We start from the raw sequence: 15043 nt of genomic DNA, 5'->3' as shown, positions 1-15043 counted from the left end.
GGCGTCATGTGCCGTGCCATATGCTTCTCCTACAAAGATGTTGGCCCCTTCGCGCGAAAGGCGCCGTCCGCTGTGCGACTCTCCGTTCTGACCTCCATCACCGGTCTTCTGGTGCTGGGGTACATCCTCGAGCTGCTGCGCCGCCAGCAACTGCGGGAGAAGTACGCGGCGATATGGCTCGCCATCGGATTGCTGGCCGCCCCGCTCGGGTTCGTCCCCGACCTGCTGGACCCGGTGGCCAGGAGCCTCGGCGTGGCGTCCGGCGTGAGCCTGGTGTTCTTCATCGGGTTCGTCCTGGTCCTGCTGGTGAGCCTGCACCTCAGCTGGGAGACCAGTCGGCTGGAGGCGGAGACGCGCACCCTGGCGGAGGACGTCGCGCTGATCCGCGCGCACCTCGTCCAGCAGGGCGGTTACCCCAGTACGTCGCCGCGCGCGGAGGAATCCGGCGCCATCGAGGCACAGGTGAGCTCGTGAACGACGGTCGTCGCGTTCTGATCATTCTTCCCGCCTGGAACGAGCAGGACGGACTGCCCTCCGTCCTGCGGGAGATCCAGCAGCAACTGCCGTACGTGGACACCCTGGTGGTCGACGACGGCTCGGCCGACAACACCGCCGAGGTGGCCCGGGCGGCCGGCTCGGCCGTCGCCCAGCTGCCCTTCAACCTCGGTGTCGGCGGCGCGATGCGGCTCGGCTACCGCTACGCGCAGCAGCACGGCTACGACGTGGCGATCCAGGTGGACGCCGACGGCCAGCACGACCCGGCGTACGTGCCGGCGCTGCTGGAGCGCCTCGCCGTCGGCGACGCCGACCTCGTCATAGGCGCCCGGTTCGCCGGCGACGGCGACTACACGGTGCGCGGCCCGCGCAAGTGGGCGATGTCGCTGCTGTCCGTGGTGCTGTCGCGCATCACCCGGACCAAGCTCACCGACACCACCTCGGGCTTCCGTGCCTGCAACCGGCCGCTCATAGAGTTCTTCGCCCGCTGGTACCCCGTGGAGTACCTCGGGGACACCATCGAGTCCATGGTGGGCGCCGCCCGCTCCGGCTTCACCGTGCGCCAGATCCCGGTGGCGATGCGGGAGCGGACCACCGGCCGGCCGAGCGCCTCGCCGTTCAGGGCCATGGTCTACCTCACCCGGGCCGGCCTCGTGCTGCTGCTCGCGATGATCCGCCGGATGCCCGGCGAGCTCAAGGCGTTCACGCCCGGCACCCCGGCGTACACCGCCTTCCAGCAGCGCACCGCCGAGCTGGTCGCGCGCGAGCTGACCAAGGCCTAGGCGGAGATCATGTCGCGTTTCGAAATCCTCCTGCCGTACTACGGCGACGTCGCGCTGATGCAGGACGCCGTCCGCAGCGTCCTGGTCCAGGACGGCGACGACTGGCGCCTCACCGTCGTCGACGACGGCCGCGAGCCGGGCGTCCCCGAGTGGTTCGAGCAGCTCGCCGACCCCCGGGTCCGCTACCTGCGCAACGAACGCAACCTCGGTGTGACCGGCAACTTCAACCGCTGCGTCGAGCTCGCCGAGTACGAGTACCTGGTGCTCATGGGCTGCGACGACCTCATGCACCCGAACTACCTGCAGGTGGTGCGGGCGGCCGCCGACCGGGAGCCGGCCGCGGCCATGATCCAGCCCGGCGTCCAGGTGATCGGCACCGACGGCCTGCCCTTCGACACCCTGGGCGACCGGACCAAGCGCAAGCTGTACGCGCCCAAGGGCCCGGGCCGTGCCCTGCTGGGCGGCGAGGAGCTGGCCACCAGCCTGCTGCGCGGGAACTGGCTGTACTTCCCGTCGATCTGCTGGCGCACCGAGGCGGTCAAGCGCTTCGGCTTCCGCACCGACCTCGGTGTGATCCAGGACCTCGCCCTGGTCGTGGACCTGCTAGTGGCGGGGGAGTCCCTGGCCACCACGCCGGAGGTCTGCTTCAGCTACCGCCGGCACGCCGAGAGCGAGTCCTCGGCCAAGGCCTACACCGGCCACCGCTTCGAGGAGGCCAAGCGCTTCTTCGTGGAGACCGCCGACCGCCTCGACCGGCACGGCTGGCCGCGCGCCGCCAAGGTCTCCCGGCTGCACCTCTCCTCCCGGCTGCACGCGCTGACCCTGCTGCCCGGCGCCGCCATGAAGGCCGGCCGACCCGGTGTCAGCGCCATGCTCCGCCACGCCACGCGCTGAGCGTGCGGCCGATGAAAGCCACGGGATGAACCCGATAGCGAAACTGCTCAAAGCCCTGCCCCCCGGGACCGCCATGGTCGCGGGGGGCACCGCCGTACTCGGCGCCGCCTCCTACATCCACCTCGCGGTGGCCGGACACAGCCTCTCCGAAGCCGACAAGGCCGGGGTGTCGGTGCTGTGGACCCTGGTGATGTCCGTCGGGATCGGCCTGTTCTTCCCGATCGAGCAGGAGCTCACCCGGATCGTCGCCGCCCGCGTGGTGCGCGGTGAGGGTTCCGCGCCGGTGCTCCGGAAGGCGGGACTGCTGACCGGGGGCGTCCTCGGCGCGGTCCTGGTGGCGCTCGCCGTCTTCGCCCGGCCCATCGCCGACCGACTGTTCCACGGTGACCTCCAGATGGTCGCCGTGCTCGGCGGCGCCTTCGCCGGTATGGCCCTGTGCTACCTCACCCGGGGCATCCTGGCCGGCGTCGGCCGCTTCACCGCGTACGGCTCCCAGCTCGCGGTCGACGGCGGCCTGCGGATCGTGCTGGCCTTCGCCTGCGCCGTCGCCGGGCTGCACTCGGCGCTCGCCTTCAGCCTGATCCTCGTCGTGGCGCCGTTCGTCGCCCTGCTGGTCACGCTGGCCCCGACGCTGCGCGCGGCGCGGCCCGGCGCAGTGTTCCCCACCCGGGAGCTGGCCCGCGGCCTCGGGCCGCTGACCGCCTCCACCCTGCTGGCGCAGGTGGTGGTCAACGCGGCGGTGATGAGCACCCAGCTGCTGGAGCCGACCCGCATCGCCTTGATCTCGGCCCTGCTCAGCGCTCTGGTACTGGCTCGCGTGCCGCTGTTCGTCTTCGGCTCGCTGCAGGCCTCGCTGCTCTCCGGCCTGTCCACCGTGGTGGCCGCCGGAGACCACCAGGGCTTCGCCCGGATGCTCCGCAAGGCCTGCACGGTGGTGCTCGGCCTCGGCGCCGTCGGCGGCGTGCCCGCCGTACTGCTCGGGCCCTGGCTGATCGAGGTCCTCTTCCGTGCCAAGCCCGGCCAGCTCGGCCACGTCGACTTCCTCTGGTTCGCCATCGGGACGACCTGCTACATGCTGGCGATGGTGCTCGGCCAGGCCCAGATGGTGCTGCACAAGCACCGCGCGCAGCTGGCCTGCTGGGCGTTCGGCACCGCGGTGCTGCTCGGCATCACGCTGGTACCCGGGGACATCGCGCTGCGCGTGGGCCTCGCCTACGCGGTCGGTTCGCTGGCCACGGCCGCCGCGATGCTGCTGACCCTGCGCGGTGCCGTTCCGCGCCGTACCGCCGTACCGGCGCCCGACGGACAGCTCGCCGAGGTCTGATCCCGTGGCGTGACGGCCACTTCCGTGCCGCGCGTGCCTTGGTCGTCCAGGAGTACGATTCCATGATCTGGCGACGGACCAGTCGCCCGATCGGTGGCCGAGGGGCCCCGCACCGCACGGTGCGGGGCCCCTCGGTCGTATCGCACGCATACGGATGCACACGGGGTGGGACATGGGCGGGAAAGACGGGGACGGGCGGAGCTCGGGGATATCCGACGAGGAGCTGGCGGCGTTCCTGGAGCGGGCCGCCGCGGGCACCGGAGAGGCGCCGCGGGAGCCGTCGGCGCGGGCCCGGATGGTGACCGAGCGACTGCGCGACCAGCAGGATCCGCCGGGCTGGCGCACCGGCCCGACCGGGCAGGGGAGGCGGGGCGGGCGGGACCGGGCCAAGCGGGGGATCAAGGTCACCCTGGCCGTCGTCTTCATCGCCGGGCTCGCGCTGGTCGCCGTACGGCCCGAGCTGGTGATCGACCGGGTCACGGGCAAGACGGACGCCCGGGAGAACGCGAAGGCCCCGCTGCCCGCGGAGACGGCCCGGCCGACCGCGGCCCCGGACGCCGTGCCCCCGGACCGGCCCACCCTGGCCGAGCCCTTCCGGGGCTCCCCGGCCCTGCAGTGGGCCGACGGTGCCGCCGGGATCGAGGTTCCCGAGGCCACCGCCGTCGGCTGGCTGACCAAGGAGCAGGTCGCGGACGGGCTGGCCAAGGCGAAGCAGTTCCTGGTCGCCGCCAACCTGGAGCCCGCCACCCTGCGCGGCGAACGGCCCGCTGCGGCGCTGGCGGTCTTGGACCCGCAGCAGCCGGAGGTCTACCAGCGGCTGGAGCGCTCGCTGACGCATCCGAACGCCGAGGACAAGCCGACCCATCTCTTCACCCGCTTCGATCCGGCCGAGGTCAAGCCGGTCGGCGGCGTCGTCAAGGTGCGCGGCAGCATGCGCGTGGAGCAGGGGGAGCCCGGGGAGGTGCGCGTGGTGACGGACTACACCTTCGTCCACCCGATGACGAAGGGGGGCACGAGCGTGCAGCGCACGATCGTGCGCCGGCAGATCACCCTGTCCCTGCTCGACCCGGCGCGCTGGAAGGCGACCGGGGACCGGCTCCAGCTGAGCGAGTACCACGTGGAGTCGTCGAACGTGGAGTGCGAGGTCGCCGACGGCTACCTGCACCCGCAGTTCCCGCAGGACGCGCCGACCGGTCAGGCGCCCACCGGTCCGGCCACGGACCCGTACGACCGCAGCAAGGACATCAGGCGCGGCGGGTGCGGGACCTCCACCCGCTCCTGACCGGGGGAGTAGCCCTGCCGCGCCCTGCGCGTGGTGCGGTTTGACCACTCAGCGTGGCGGGGTATTCTCTTCGGCCCGATTAGCCAGGTACGTGCCTCGTATGGCAGACTACTCAAGTTGCTCGGCTGAGTGCCGATGCTGCGCGCCTCCCGCCGGGAGGACCGGAAGCGAGTCCCACAGTACTCGTCGTCCTTAATCTGCCTCTCGGGGCAGCAATGGGGGCGGACGTACGGGAATCTTCTGGGAAGTGTCAGCACGGTGCCCACCAGGCACTCGGTGGGTGTTTCTCCCCCGAATCGCGGTCATCGGGACCGTACCCCCTTGGACGAGGGAATTTCCGTATGGGAATTTTCTGTAGAGGGAGTGCGACACGCCCGACCGCGTGGGTCGGAGGAGAGGCCGCGGGATCCGTCCCGCAGCCGACCGGGAGCCAGAGCGTTTCCACATACAGACAGGACTACGGAGTAGCCATGGCGGGACAGAAGATCCGCATCCGGCTCAAGGCCTACGACCACGAGGTCATCGATTCCTCGGCGAAGAAGATCGTCGAGACGGTGACGCGCACTGGTGCGTCGGTCGCGGGCCCGGTGCCGCTGCCCACTGAGAAGAACGTGTACTGCGTCATCAAGTCGCCGCACAAGTACAAGGACTCGCGCGAGCACTTCGAGATGCGCACGCACAAGCGCCTGATCGACATCCTCGACCCGACTCCCAAGACCGTTGACTCGCTGATGCGCCTGGACCTTCCGGCCGGCGTTGACATCGAGATCAAGCTCTGAGAGGCGTCGAGAAGATGGCAAAGCAGATCAAGGGCGTCCTGGGCGAGAAGCTCGGCATGACCCAGGTCTGGGACGAGAACAACCGTGTCGTCCCGGTGACCGTGGTCAAGGCCGGACCCTGCGTCGTTACCCAGGTCCGTACGAACGACATCGACGGCTACGAGTCGGTCCAGATCGCCTTCGGCGAGATCGACCCGCGCAAGGTGAACAAGCCCCTCAAGGGCCACTTCGCCAAGGCCGACGTGACCCCCCGCCGCCACCTGGTGGAGCTCCGCACCTCCGACGCCAGCGAGTACACGCTCGGCCAGGAGATCACTGCTGAGGTGTTCGAGTCCGGCGTCAAGGTTGACGTCACGGGCAACAGCAAGGGCAAGGGCTTCGCCGGTGTCATGAAGCGGCACAACTTCCGGGGCCTCGGCGCCGGTCACGGTGTGCAGCGCAAGCACCGCTCCCCCGGTTCGATCGGTGGCTGCGCCACCCCTGGGCGTGTCTTCAAGGGCATGCGCATGGCCGGTCGCATGGGTAACGAGCGTGTCACCACCCAGAACCTGACCATCCACGCGGTTGACGCGGAGAAGGGTCTGCTGCTCATCAAGGGCGCGGTCCCCGGTCCGAACGGCGGCCTCGTCCTGGTCCGTACCGCGGCCAAGGGGGCTTGAGGTAATGAGCACCATTGACATCCTTTCGCCGGCAGGCGACAAGGCCGGTACCGTCGAGCTCCCCTCGGAGATCTTCGACGCGAAGACCAGCGTTCCGCTGATCCACCAGGTCGTTGTCGCTCAGCTGGCTGCTGCCCGTCAGGGCACGCACAAGACCAAGCGTCGCGGCGAAGTCCGTGGTGGTGGCCGCAAGCCGTACCGCCAGAAGGGCACCGGCCGTGCGCGCCAGGGTTCGACCCGCGCGCCGCAGTTCGTCGGCGGTGGCGTTGTCCACGGCCCGCAGCCGCGTGACTACTCCCAGCGGACCCCGAAGAAGATGAAGGCCGCCGCCCTCCGCGGTGCCCTCTCGGACCGTGCGCGTCACTCCCGCATCCACGTCGTCACCGGCGTGGTCGAGGGTGCCGCCTCCACGAAGGCCGCCAAGACGCTGTTCGGCAAGATCTCGGAGCGCAAGAACCTGCTCCTGGTCGTCGAGCGCGCCGACGAGGCCGCGTGGCTGTCCGCCCGCAACCTGCCCCAGGTTCACATCCTGGAGCCGGGCCAGCTGAACACGTACGACGTGATCGTCTCTGACGACGTGGTCTTCACTCAGGCCGCTTTCGAGTCCTTCGTGTCTGGCCCCAAGGCCGATGAGACCGAAGGGAGCGACGCCTGATGTCTGAGGCGACCGTTACCAGCAAGACCTTCACTGACCCGCGCGACCTGCTGATCAAGCCGGTTGTCTCGGAGAAGAGCTACGCGCTGCTGGACGAGAACAAGTACACGTTCATCGTCGCGCCCGGCGCCAACAAGACCCAGATCAAGCAGGCCGTGGAAGCGGTCTTCTCGGTCAAGGTCACCGGGGTCAACACGATCAACCGTCAGGGTAAGCGCAAGCGCACCAAGACCGGTTTCGGCAAGCGTGCGAACACCAAGCGCGCCATCGTGACCCTTGCCGAGGGCAACCGTATCGACATCTTCGGCGGCCAGGCCTCCTAACGGAGGTCTAGTCGTCCGGAATCGGACGAGGACTGAGAAATGGGTATCCGCAAGTACAAGCCGACGACCCCGGGCCGTCGTGGCTCCAGCGTCGCCGACTTTGTCGAGATCACGCGGTCCACGCCGGAGAAGTCGCTGGTTCGCCCCCTGCACAGCAAGGGCGGCCGTAACAACACCGGTCGGATCACCGTTCGCCACCAGGGTGGTGGACACAAGCGCGCCTACCGCGTGATCGACTTCCGTCGTCACGACAAGGACGGCGTGCCGGCCAAGGTCGCGCACATCGAGTACGACCCCAACCGCACCGCGCGCATCGCGCTCCTGCACTACGCGGACGGCGAGAAGCGCTACATCATCGCGCCGAAGGCTCTGAAGCAGGGCGACCGGATTGAGAACGGCCCCACGGCCGACATCAAGCCCGGTAACAACCTGGCCCTCCGCAACATCCCGGTCGGTACCACGATCCACGCGATCGAGCTCCGTCCCGGTGGTGGCGCCAAGTTCGCCCGTTCCGCGGGTGCCTCCGTGCAGCTGCTGGCGAAGGAGGGCACGATGGCCCACCTTCGTATGCCGTCCGGTGAGATCCGTCTCGTCGACGCGCGCTGCCGCGCCACGGTCGGCGAGGTCGGCAACGCCGAGCAGTCGAACATCAACTGGGGCAAGGCCGGCCGCATGCGCTGGAAGGGCGTTCGCCCGTCCGTCCGCGGTGTCGCGATGAACCCGGTTGACCACCCGCACGGTGGTGGTGAGGGCAAGACCAGTGGTGGTCGCCACCCGGTCTCCCCGTGGGGTCAGAAGGAGGGTCGTACTCGCTCGCCGAAGAAGGCTTCGAGCAAGTACATCGTCCGCCGCCGCAAGACGAACAAGAAGCGCTAGGAGCGGGTTTAGATGCCGCGCAGTCTCAAGAAGGGGCCCTTCGTCGACGACCACCTCGTAAAGAAGGTGGACGTCCAGAACGAAGCCGGCACCAAGAACGTCATCAAGACCTGGTCCCGTCGCTCGATGATCATCCCCAGCATGCTGGGTCACACCATCGCGGTGCACAACGGCAAGACCCACGTCCCGGTGTTCGTCACCGAGTCGATGGTCGGCCACAAGCTCGGCGAGTTCTCGCCGACTCGCACCTTCCGCGGCCACGTCAAGGACGACCGGAAGTCGAAGCGCCGCTAAAGGCGGGGTGGTTATGACTATGACTTACACCGAAGGGACAACCATGGAAGCCAGGGCCCAGGCGCGGTACATCCGCGTCACGCCCATGAAGGCCCGCCGAGTGGTGGACCTTATCCGTGGCATGGATGCCACGGAGGCTCAGGCGGTCCTGCGTTTCGCCCCGCAGGCCGCGAGCGTGCCGGTTGGCAAGGTGCTTGACAGCGCCATCGCCAACGCCGCACACAACTACAACCACCCGGACGCCTCCACGCTGGTCATCAGCGAGGCGTACGTGGACGAGGGCCCGACCCTGAAGCGGTTCCGTCCGCGTGCGCAGGGCCGTGCCTACCGGATCCGCAAGCGGACCAGCCACATCACCGTGGTCGTCAGCAGCAAGGAAGGTTCCCGGTAATGGGCCAGAAGGTAAACCCGCACGGGTTCCGGCTCGGCATCACCACCGACTTCAAGTCGCGTTGGTACGCCGACAAGCTGTACAAGGACTACGTCAAGGAAGACGTCGCCATCCGTCGGATGATGACGTCCGGCATGGAGCGCGCCGGCATCTCGAAGGTTGAGATCGAGCGCACCCGTGACCGCGTGCGTGTGGACATCCACACCGCTCGTCCGGGCATCGTCATCGGCCGCCGTGGCGCCGAGGCCGACCGCATCCGCGGTGACCTCGAGAAGCTCACGGGCAAGCAGGTCCAGCTGAACATCCTCGAGGTCAAGAACCCCGAGCTTGACGCTCAGCTGGTTGCCCAGGCCGTGGCCGAGCAGCTCTCCTCCCGCGTCTCCTTCCGTCGCGCCATGCGTAAGAGCATGCAGGGCACGATGAAGGCCGGCGCCAAGGGCATCAAGATCCAGTGTGGCGGTCGTCTCGGCGGCGCCGAGATGTCCCGCTCCGAGTTCTACCGCGAAGGCCGTGTGCCGCTGCACACCCTCCGCGCGAACGTGGACTACGGCTTCTTCGAGGCCAAGACCACCTTCGGCCGCATCGGTGTGAAGGTCTGGATCTACAAGGGCGACGTCAAGAACATCGCCGAGGTTCGCGCCGAGAACGCTGCGGCCCGTGCGGGTAACCGCCCGGCCCGTGGCGCGCAGGGCGCTGGCGACCGTCCCGCCGGCCGTGGTGGCCGTGGTGGCGAGCGCGGCGGCCGTGGTGGCCGCAAGCCGCAGCAGGCTGCTGGTGTCGAGGCCCCCAAGGCCGACGCTCCCGCCGCCGCTCCGGCCGAGAGCACCGGAACGGAGGCCTGACCGACATGCTGATCCCTCGTAGGGTCAAGCACCGCAAGCAGCACCACCCGAAGCGCAGCGGTATGGCCAAGGGCGGTACTGAGGTCACGTTCGGCGAGTACGGCATCCAGGCGCTGACCCCGGCTTACGTGACGAACCGCCAGATCGAGGCGGCTCGTATTGCGATGACCCGCCACATCAAGCGTGGCGGCAAGGTCTGGATCAACATCTACCCGGACCGCCCGCTGACGAAGAAGCCGGCCGAAACCCGCATGGGTTCCGGTAAGGGTTCTCCCGAGTGGTGGATCGCCAACGTGCACCCGGGTCGGGTCATGTTCGAGCTGTCCTACCCGAACGAGAAGATTGCTCGTGAGGCGCTCACCCGCGCTGCTCACAAGCTTCCGATGAAGTGCCGGATTGTTCGGCGCGAGGCAGGTGAGTCGTGATGGCGACGGGAACCAAGGCGTCCGAGCTGCGTGAGCTCGGCAACGAGGAGCTCGTTGGCAAGCTGCGCGAGGCCAAGGAGGAGCTGTTCAAGCTCCGCTTCCAGGCGGCCACGGGTCAGCTGGAGAACAACGGCCGGCTCAAGTCCGTCCGTAAGGACATCGCTCGCATCTACACCCTGATGCACGAGCGTGAGCTCGGTATCGAGACGGTGGAGAGCGCCTGATGAGCGAGAACAACGTGACTGAGAAGACCGAGCGCGGCTTCCGCAAGACCCGTGAGGGTCTGGTCGTCAGCGACAAGATGGACAAGACCGTCGTCGTCGCCGTCGAGGACCGCGTGAAGCACGCCCTGTACGGCAAGGTCATCCGCCGTACGAACAAGCTCAAGGCGCACGACGAGCAGAACGCTGCTGGCGTCGGCGACCGCGTCCTCATCATGGAGACGCGTCCGCTGTCGGCGAGCAAGCGCTGGCGCATCGTCGAGATCCTCGAGAAGGCCAAGTAAGCACCTGAGGGGTTTCCCTTAGGTTCGTTCCGCCAGGCTCGGTGGGGGCGACGCTCTCCGGAGTGAAGCCCCCGCCGGGAACCGGCAGACAAACAGGAGATACACGTGATCCAGCAGGAGTCGCGACTGCGTATCGCCGACAACACTGGTGCCAAGGAAATCCTTTGCATCCGTGTTCTCGGTGGTTCCGGTCGCCGCTACGCGGGCATCGGTGACGTCATCGTCGCCACCGTCAAGGACGCGATCCCCGGTGGCAACGTGAAGAAGGGTGACGTCGTCAAGGCGGTCATCGTTCGCACCGTCAAGGAGCGTCGCCGCCAGGACGGCTCGTACATCCGCTTTGACGAGAACGCCGCCGTCATTCTGAAGAACGACGGCGACCCTCGCGGCACCCGTATCTTCGGCCCGGTGGGCCGTGAGCTGCGCGAGAAGAAGTTCATGAAGATCATCTCGCTCGCGCCGGAGGTGCTGTAAGCATGAAGATCAAGAAGGGCGACCTGGTTCAGGTCATCACCGGTAAGGACAAGGGCAAGCAGGGCAAGGTCATCGTTGCCTTCCCCGCCGACAACCGTGTCCTCGTCGAGGGTGTCAACCGGGTCAAGAAGCACACCAAGGCTGCGCAGAACCAGGCCGGTGGCATTGTGATCACCGAGGCCCCGGTCCACGTCAGCAACGTTCAGCTGGTTGTGGAGAAGGACGGCAAGAAGGTCGTCACCCGCGTCGGCTACCGCTTCGACGACGAGGGCAACAAGATCCGCGTTGCCAAGCGGACGGGTGAGGACATCTGATGGCTACCACTCCGCGTCTCAAGACGAAGTACCGCGAGGACATCGCGGGCAAGCTGCGTGAGGAGTTCTCCTACGAGAACGTCATGCAGATCCCCGGCCTCGTGAAGATCGTGGTCAACATGGGTGTGGGCGACGCCGCCCGCGACTCCAAGCTGATCGACGGCGCCATCAAGGACCTGACGACGATCACCGGTCAGAAGCCGGCCGTCACGAAGGCCCGCAAGTCCATCGCGCAGTTCAAGCTGCGCGAGGGTCAGCCGATCGGCTGCCACGTCACCCTCCGTGGTGACCGCATGTGGGAGTTCCTGGACCGTACGCTGTCGCTCGCGCTGCCGCGTATCCGTGACTTCCGTGGTCTGTCGCCGAAGCAGTTCGACGGCCGTGGTAACTACACCTTCGGTCTCACGGAGCAGGTCATGTTCCACGAGATCGACCAGGACAAGATCGACCGTACCCGGGGTATGGACATCACCGTGGTCACCACGGCGACCAACGACGACGAGGGCCGTGCCCTCCTTCGTCACCTCGGCTTCCCCTTCAAGGAGGCGTAAGCGAGATGGCGAAGAAGGCTCTCATCGCGAAGGCTGCCCGTAAGCCCAAGTTCGGTGTGCGTGCGTACACCCGCTGCCAGCGCTGCGGTCGCCCCCACTCCGTGTACCGCAAGTTCGGCCTGTGCCGCGTCTGCCTTCGTGAGATGGCTCACCGTGGCGAGCTGCCGGGCGTGACCAAGAGCTCCTGGTAATTCCCTTCCGTCCGTAAGGACTTGGGAAGTTCCAGAGACTCTCGGTAAGCATCTGGTCGGTGGGTGCCCAGCCCCGCATGCCGTAGGCTTGTGGGGTTGGGCGTCCGCCGCCCTATCGACTTACTACGCCGTAGGTCCCCGCACCGCACCCGTCCCGCCACTGAGTGGGGAGAGGGATGGCGCATACAGGAAACCCCGGCGAGAGAGGCCGAAGGCCACTTCATGACCATGACTGACCCGATCGCAGACATGCTGACCCGTCTGCGTAACGCTAACTCGGCGTACCACGACACCGTCGTGATGCCGCACAGCAAGATCAAGTCGCACATCGCAGAGATCCTCAAGCAGGAGGGTTTCATCACCGGCTGGAAGGTCGAGGACGCCGAGGTCGGCAAGAACCTCGTCCTCGAGCTGAAGTTCGGGCCGAACCGTGAGCGCTCCATCGCGGGCATCAAGCGGATCTCGAAGCCCGGTCTGCGCGTGTACGCGAAGTCCACCAACCTGCCGAAGGTGCTCGGCGGCCTGGGCGTGGCGATCATCTCCACGTCGCACGGTCTGCTCACCGGCCAGCAGGCAGGCAAGAAGGGCGTAGGTGGGGAAGTCCTCGCCTACGTCTGGTAGTCGGGAACGGAGGAAAAGCAATGTCGCGAATCGGCAAGCTCCCCATCCAGGTTCCCGCCGGTGTGGACGTCACCATCGATGGCAGCACGGTTGCGGTGAAGGGCCCCAAGGGTTCCCTCTCCCACACCGTTAAGGCTCCCATCGCCGTCGTGAAGGGCGAGGACGGCGTTCTGAACGTCACCCGTCCGAACGACGAGCGTCAGAACAAGGCCCTGCACGGCCTGTCCCGCACGCTGGTGGCGAACATGATCACCGGTGTGACCACGGGATACGTCAAGGCTCTCGAGATCAGCGGTGTCGGTTACCGTGTCCTGGCGAAGGGCTCCAACCTGGAGTTCCAGCTGGGTTACAGCCACCCGATCCTGGTGGAGGCGCCCGAGGGCATCTCCTTCAAGGTCGAGTCGCCGACCAAGTTCACGGTCGAGGGCATCGACAAGCAGAAGGTCGGCGAGGTCGCCGCCAACATCCGCAAGCTGCGGAAGCCCGACCCGTACAAGGCCAAGGGTGTCAAGTACGCCGGCGAGGTCATCCGCCGCAAGGTCGGAAAGGCTGGTAAGTAGCCATGGCATACGGTGTGAAGATCGCCAAGGGCGACGCGTACAAGCGCGCTGCCAAGGCTCGCCGCCACATCCGCATCCGCAAGAACGTCTCGGGTACGGCGGAGCGTCCGCGCCTCGTCGTGACGCGTTCCAACCGCAACATCGTTGCTCAGGTCATCGACGACCTCCAGGGTCACACCCTGGCGTCGGCGTCGACCCTGGACGCTTCGATCCGTGGTGGCGAAGGCGACAAGAGCTCGCAGGCCCAGGCTGTCGGCGCGCTCGTCGCCGAGCGTGCCAAGGCTGCGGGTGTCGAGACCGTCGTGTTCGACCGCGGTGGCAACCGATACGCCGGGCGCATTGCCGCTCTGGCTGACGCCGCCCGCGAAGCCGGGCTGAAGTTCTAAGCCCCGGTTCCGGGACTCACGGACGTAACAGAGAGAGGTAATCCAATGGCTGGACCCCAGCGCCGCGGAAGCGGTGCCGGTGGCGGCGAGCGGCGGGACCGGAAGGGTCGCGACGGTGGCCCTGCCGCCGAGAAGACCGCTTACGTTGAGCGCGTTGTCGCGATCAACCGCGTCGCCAAGGTTGTCAAGGGTGGTCGCCGCTTCAGCTTCACCGCGCTGGTCGTGGTGGGCGACGGTGACGGCACTGTAGGTGTCGGTTACGGCAAGGCCAAGGAAGTTCCCGCGGCCATCGCCAAGGGTGTCGAGGAAGCGAAGAAGAACTTCTTCAAGGTTCCGCGCATCCAGGGCACCATCCCTCACCCGATCCAGGGCGAGAAGGCTGCGGGCGTCGTCCTGCTGAAGCCTGCTTCCCCCGGTACCGGTGTTATCGCCGGTGGCCCGGTGCGCGCCGTTCTGGAGTGCGCCGGCGTTCACGACATCCTGTCGAAGTCCCTGGGCTCCGACAACGCGATCAACATCGTGCACGCGACCGTGGAGGCCCTCAAGGGCCTGCAGCGTCCCGAGGAGATCGCGGCTCGCCGTGGTCTGCCCCTCGAGGACGTCGCCCCCGCGGCTCTGCTTCGTGCACGTGCTGGGGCGGGTGCGTAATGGCTCGCCTCAAGATCACGCAGACGAAGTCGTACATCGGCAGCAAGCAGAACCACCGCGACACGCTGCGTTCGCTCGGGCTCAAGCGCCTGAACGACGTCGTCGTCAAGGAGGACCGCCCCGAGTTCCGCGGAATGGTGCACACCGTCCGCCACCTCGTGACGGTTGAGGAGGTTGACTAATCATGGCTGAGAACAGCCCGCTGAAGGCCCACAACCTCCGTCCCGCCCCCGGCGCCAAGACCGCGAAGACCCGTGTCGGTCGTGGTGAGGCGTCGAAGGGTAAGACGGCCGGTCGTGGTACGAAGGGCCAGAAGGCCCGTTACCAGATCCCGCAGCGCTTCGAGGGTGGGCAGATGCCCCTCCACATGCGCCTGCCGAAGCTCAAGGGCTTCAAGAACCCGTTCCGCACCGAGTTCCAGGTCGTGAACCTGGACAAGCTCGGCGCTCTCTACCCCGAGGGTGGAGAAGTCACGGTGGCCGACCTGGTCGCCAAGGGCGCGGTTCGCAAGAACAGCCTCGTCAAGGTCCTGGGCCAGGGCGAGATCTCCGTGGCGCTGCAGGTTTCGGTTGACGCCGTCTCCGCCTCCGCCAAGGAGAAGATTGCCGCTGCCGGCGGCACCGTCACCGAGCTCGTCTAAGACGATTTCAGTGGCTGAATAGCTCGAAACCCGACCGGGGATGCCTCACATATGGGGCATCCCCGGTCGGTCGTTCCACGGAAGGCACACTCGCCGGTAAGGTGGCGTGCACCTTTGCTTTGTCGTATTCGT

General features: G+C 67.3%; 26 protein-coding genes. All 26 read left to right on the top strand.

The window, feature by feature from the left end; all coding sequences use genetic code 11:
- Positions 1–72: 72 nt before the first annotated feature.
- The 26 genes from OG386_RS19250 (at position 73) to rplO (ending at position 14911) form a co-directional block, all read left to right on the top strand.
- The gene (locus tag OG386_RS19250) at positions 73–474 is read left to right on the top strand and encodes a DUF2304 domain-containing protein (protein WP_328789178.1); all 402 of its coding nucleotides are present in this window, start codon (positions 73–75) and stop codon (positions 472–474) included.
- Positions 471–1277, top strand: a complete 807-nt coding sequence (locus tag OG386_RS19245) for a glycosyltransferase family 2 protein (protein ID WP_328789177.1) — start codon at positions 471–473, stop codon at positions 1275–1277. Before OG386_RS19250 ends, OG386_RS19245 begins: the two co-directional genes overlap by 4 nt.
- 9 nt (positions 1278–1286) lie before the next feature.
- Positions 1287–2171, top strand: a complete 885-nt coding sequence (locus OG386_RS19240; RefSeq protein WP_328789176.1) for a glycosyltransferase family 2 protein — start codon at positions 1287–1289, stop codon at positions 2169–2171.
- Between the two features lie 25 nt (positions 2172–2196).
- Complete coding sequence (locus OG386_RS19235) at positions 2197–3495, top strand: lipopolysaccharide biosynthesis protein (protein WP_328789174.1); 1299 nt, start codon at positions 2197–2199, stop codon at positions 3493–3495.
- A 172-nt stretch (positions 3496–3667) separates the two neighbouring features.
- Positions 3668–4777, top strand: coding sequence for a hypothetical protein (locus OG386_RS19230; protein ID WP_328789172.1), 1110 nt, complete (start codon positions 3668–3670; stop codon positions 4775–4777).
- 470 nt (positions 4778–5247) lie between these two features.
- The gene (rpsJ, locus tag OG386_RS19225) at positions 5248–5556 is read left to right on the top strand and encodes a 30S ribosomal protein S10 (RefSeq protein ID WP_003948644.1); all 309 of its coding nucleotides are present in this window, start codon (positions 5248–5250) and stop codon (positions 5554–5556) included.
- Between the two features lie 14 nt (positions 5557–5570).
- Positions 5571–6215, top strand: a complete 645-nt coding sequence (gene rplC, locus OG386_RS19220) for a 50S ribosomal protein L3 (RefSeq protein ID WP_007265899.1) — start codon at positions 5571–5573, stop codon at positions 6213–6215.
- A 4-nt stretch (positions 6216–6219) separates the two neighbouring features.
- A complete protein-coding gene (gene rplD, locus OG386_RS19215) occupies positions 6220–6870 on the top strand; it encodes a 50S ribosomal protein L4 (protein WP_030767300.1) in 651 nt (216 codons plus the stop codon).
- Positions 6870–7193: a 50S ribosomal protein L23 gene (gene rplW / locus OG386_RS19210; protein ID WP_007265901.1), complete on the top strand. Its 324-nt coding sequence runs from the start codon at positions 6870–6872 to the stop codon at positions 7191–7193. Before rplD ends, rplW begins: the two co-directional genes overlap by 1 nt.
- A 39-nt stretch (positions 7194–7232) precedes the next feature.
- Positions 7233–8069: a 50S ribosomal protein L2 gene (gene rplB / locus OG386_RS19205; RefSeq protein ID WP_008739715.1), complete on the top strand. Its 837-nt coding sequence runs from the start codon at positions 7233–7235 to the stop codon at positions 8067–8069.
- A 12-nt stretch (positions 8070–8081) separates the two neighbouring features.
- On the top strand, positions 8082–8363 hold the full coding sequence (gene rpsS, locus OG386_RS19200) for a 30S ribosomal protein S19 (protein WP_008739713.1): 282 nt from the start codon (positions 8082–8084) through the stop codon (positions 8361–8363).
- A 43-nt stretch (positions 8364–8406) separates the two neighbouring features.
- The gene (rplV, locus tag OG386_RS19195) at positions 8407–8754 is read left to right on the top strand and encodes a 50S ribosomal protein L22 (RefSeq protein ID WP_007265904.1); all 348 of its coding nucleotides are present in this window, start codon (positions 8407–8409) and stop codon (positions 8752–8754) included.
- On the top strand, positions 8754–9596 hold the full coding sequence (gene rpsC, locus OG386_RS19190; protein ID WP_030230639.1) for a 30S ribosomal protein S3: 843 nt from the start codon (positions 8754–8756) through the stop codon (positions 9594–9596). The genes rplV and rpsC overlap by 1 nt, the downstream gene beginning before the upstream one ends.
- Before the next feature lie 5 nt (positions 9597–9601).
- On the top strand, positions 9602–10021 hold the full coding sequence (gene rplP, locus OG386_RS19185) for a 50S ribosomal protein L16 (RefSeq protein WP_008739704.1): 420 nt from the start codon (positions 9602–9604) through the stop codon (positions 10019–10021).
- Complete coding sequence (gene rpmC, locus OG386_RS19180; RefSeq protein ID WP_008739703.1) at positions 10021–10245, top strand: 50S ribosomal protein L29; 225 nt, start codon at positions 10021–10023, stop codon at positions 10243–10245. Before rplP ends, rpmC begins: the two co-directional genes overlap by 1 nt.
- Positions 10245–10526 (top strand): 30S ribosomal protein S17, encoded by a 282-nt coding sequence (gene rpsQ, locus OG386_RS19175; RefSeq protein ID WP_030008467.1) that lies wholly within the window; start codon positions 10245–10247, stop codon positions 10524–10526. The genes rpmC and rpsQ overlap by 1 nt, the downstream gene beginning before the upstream one ends.
- Before the next feature lie 105 nt (positions 10527–10631).
- Positions 10632–11000, top strand: a complete 369-nt coding sequence (rplN, locus tag OG386_RS19170; protein ID WP_008739701.1) for a 50S ribosomal protein L14 — start codon at positions 10632–10634, stop codon at positions 10998–11000.
- A 2-nt stretch (positions 11001–11002) separates the two neighbouring features.
- Positions 11003–11314 carry a 50S ribosomal protein L24 gene (rplX, locus tag OG386_RS19165; RefSeq protein ID WP_030008468.1) on the top strand — a complete coding sequence of 104 codons (312 nt, stop codon included), beginning with the start codon at positions 11003–11005 and terminating at the stop codon, positions 11312–11314.
- Complete coding sequence (gene rplE / locus OG386_RS19160) at positions 11314–11865, top strand: 50S ribosomal protein L5 (protein WP_030388859.1); 552 nt, start codon at positions 11314–11316, stop codon at positions 11863–11865. The genes rplX and rplE overlap by 1 nt, the downstream gene beginning before the upstream one ends.
- Positions 11866–11870: 5 nt before the next feature.
- On the top strand, positions 11871–12056 hold the full coding sequence (locus OG386_RS19155; RefSeq protein WP_003956452.1) for a type Z 30S ribosomal protein S14: 186 nt from the start codon (positions 11871–11873) through the stop codon (positions 12054–12056).
- 222 nt (positions 12057–12278) lie between these two features.
- Positions 12279–12677: a 30S ribosomal protein S8 gene (gene rpsH / locus OG386_RS19150; RefSeq protein ID WP_007265911.1), complete on the top strand. Its 399-nt coding sequence runs from the start codon at positions 12279–12281 to the stop codon at positions 12675–12677.
- Positions 12678–12697: 20 nt separating this feature from the next.
- Complete coding sequence (rplF, locus tag OG386_RS19145; RefSeq protein WP_030008470.1) at positions 12698–13237, top strand: 50S ribosomal protein L6; 540 nt, start codon at positions 12698–12700, stop codon at positions 13235–13237.
- Positions 13238–13239: 2 nt separating this feature from the next.
- A complete protein-coding gene (gene rplR, locus OG386_RS19140; RefSeq protein WP_030008471.1) occupies positions 13240–13623 on the top strand; it encodes a 50S ribosomal protein L18 in 384 nt (127 codons plus the stop codon).
- Positions 13624–13668: 45 nt separating this feature from the next.
- On the top strand, positions 13669–14271 hold the full coding sequence (gene rpsE / locus OG386_RS19135; protein WP_030008472.1) for a 30S ribosomal protein S5: 603 nt from the start codon (positions 13669–13671) through the stop codon (positions 14269–14271).
- Positions 14271–14453: a 50S ribosomal protein L30 gene (rpmD, locus tag OG386_RS19130; protein ID WP_005313525.1), complete on the top strand. Its 183-nt coding sequence runs from the start codon at positions 14271–14273 to the stop codon at positions 14451–14453. Before rpsE ends, rpmD begins: the two co-directional genes overlap by 1 nt.
- 2 nt (positions 14454–14455) lie before the next feature.
- On the top strand, positions 14456–14911 hold the full coding sequence (gene rplO / locus OG386_RS19125) for a 50S ribosomal protein L15 (protein ID WP_030008473.1): 456 nt from the start codon (positions 14456–14458) through the stop codon (positions 14909–14911).
- Positions 14912–15043 lie beyond the last annotated feature (132 nt).

It is taken from the genome of Streptomyces sp. NBC_00273 (genome assembly GCF_036178145.1).
GTDB lineage: Bacteria > Actinomycetota > Actinomycetes > Streptomycetales > Streptomycetaceae > Streptomyces.
The sequence above is the reverse complement of the archived record's forward strand: the minus strand, read 5'-3'. Positions and strand labels throughout refer to the sequence as shown.

What these genes read in the sequence shown, in the direction of transcription:
- rpsE (WP_030008472.1), top strand. Translation starts at nt 13,669, where the DNA reads ATGGCTGGACCCCAGCGCCGCGGAAGCGGTGCCGGTGGCGGCGAGCGG.
- rpsJ (WP_003948644.1), top strand. Translation starts at nt 5,248, where the DNA reads ATGGCGGGACAGAAGATCCGCATCCGGCTCAAGGCCTACGACCACGAG.
- rpsC (WP_030230639.1), top strand. Translation starts at nt 8,754, where the DNA reads ATGGGCCAGAAGGTAAACCCGCACGGGTTCCGGCTCGGCATCACCACC.
- rpsS (WP_008739713.1), top strand. Translation starts at nt 8,082, where the DNA reads ATGCCGCGCAGTCTCAAGAAGGGGCCCTTCGTCGACGACCACCTCGTA.
- OG386_RS19235 (WP_328789174.1), top strand. Translation starts at nt 2,197, where the DNA reads ATGAACCCGATAGCGAAACTGCTCAAAGCCCTGCCCCCCGGGACCGCC.
- OG386_RS19230 (WP_328789172.1), top strand. Translation starts at nt 3,668, where the DNA reads ATGGGCGGGAAAGACGGGGACGGGCGGAGCTCGGGGATATCCGACGAG.
- rplV (WP_007265904.1), top strand. Translation starts at nt 8,407, where the DNA reads ATGGAAGCCAGGGCCCAGGCGCGGTACATCCGCGTCACGCCCATGAAG.
- rplC (WP_007265899.1), top strand. Translation starts at nt 5,571, where the DNA reads ATGGCAAAGCAGATCAAGGGCGTCCTGGGCGAGAAGCTCGGCATGACC.
- rplR (WP_030008471.1), top strand. Translation starts at nt 13,240, where the DNA reads ATGGCATACGGTGTGAAGATCGCCAAGGGCGACGCGTACAAGCGCGCT.
- rplW (WP_007265901.1), top strand. Translation starts at nt 6,870, where the DNA reads ATGTCTGAGGCGACCGTTACCAGCAAGACCTTCACTGACCCGCGCGAC.
- rplO (WP_030008473.1), top strand. Translation starts at nt 14,456, where the DNA reads ATGGCTGAGAACAGCCCGCTGAAGGCCCACAACCTCCGTCCCGCCCCC.
- rplB (WP_008739715.1), top strand. Translation starts at nt 7,233, where the DNA reads ATGGGTATCCGCAAGTACAAGCCGACGACCCCGGGCCGTCGTGGCTCC.
- rpmD (WP_005313525.1), top strand. Translation starts at nt 14,271, where the DNA reads ATGGCTCGCCTCAAGATCACGCAGACGAAGTCGTACATCGGCAGCAAG.
- rpmC (WP_008739703.1), top strand. Translation starts at nt 10,021, where the DNA reads ATGGCGACGGGAACCAAGGCGTCCGAGCTGCGTGAGCTCGGCAACGAG.
- OG386_RS19240 (WP_328789176.1), top strand. Translation starts at nt 1,287, where the DNA reads ATGTCGCGTTTCGAAATCCTCCTGCCGTACTACGGCGACGTCGCGCTG.
- OG386_RS19155 (WP_003956452.1), top strand. Translation starts at nt 11,871, where the DNA reads ATGGCGAAGAAGGCTCTCATCGCGAAGGCTGCCCGTAAGCCCAAGTTC.
- rpsQ (WP_030008467.1), top strand. Translation starts at nt 10,245, where the DNA reads ATGAGCGAGAACAACGTGACTGAGAAGACCGAGCGCGGCTTCCGCAAG.
- rplX (WP_030008468.1), top strand. Translation starts at nt 11,003, where the DNA reads ATGAAGATCAAGAAGGGCGACCTGGTTCAGGTCATCACCGGTAAGGAC.
- rplF (WP_030008470.1), top strand. Translation starts at nt 12,698, where the DNA reads ATGTCGCGAATCGGCAAGCTCCCCATCCAGGTTCCCGCCGGTGTGGAC.
- rplE (WP_030388859.1), top strand. Translation starts at nt 11,314, where the DNA reads ATGGCTACCACTCCGCGTCTCAAGACGAAGTACCGCGAGGACATCGCG.
- rpsH (WP_007265911.1), top strand. Translation starts at nt 12,279, where the DNA reads ATGACCATGACTGACCCGATCGCAGACATGCTGACCCGTCTGCGTAAC.
- rplD (WP_030767300.1), top strand. Translation starts at nt 6,220, where the DNA reads ATGAGCACCATTGACATCCTTTCGCCGGCAGGCGACAAGGCCGGTACC.
- rplP (WP_008739704.1), top strand. Translation starts at nt 9,602, where the DNA reads ATGCTGATCCCTCGTAGGGTCAAGCACCGCAAGCAGCACCACCCGAAG.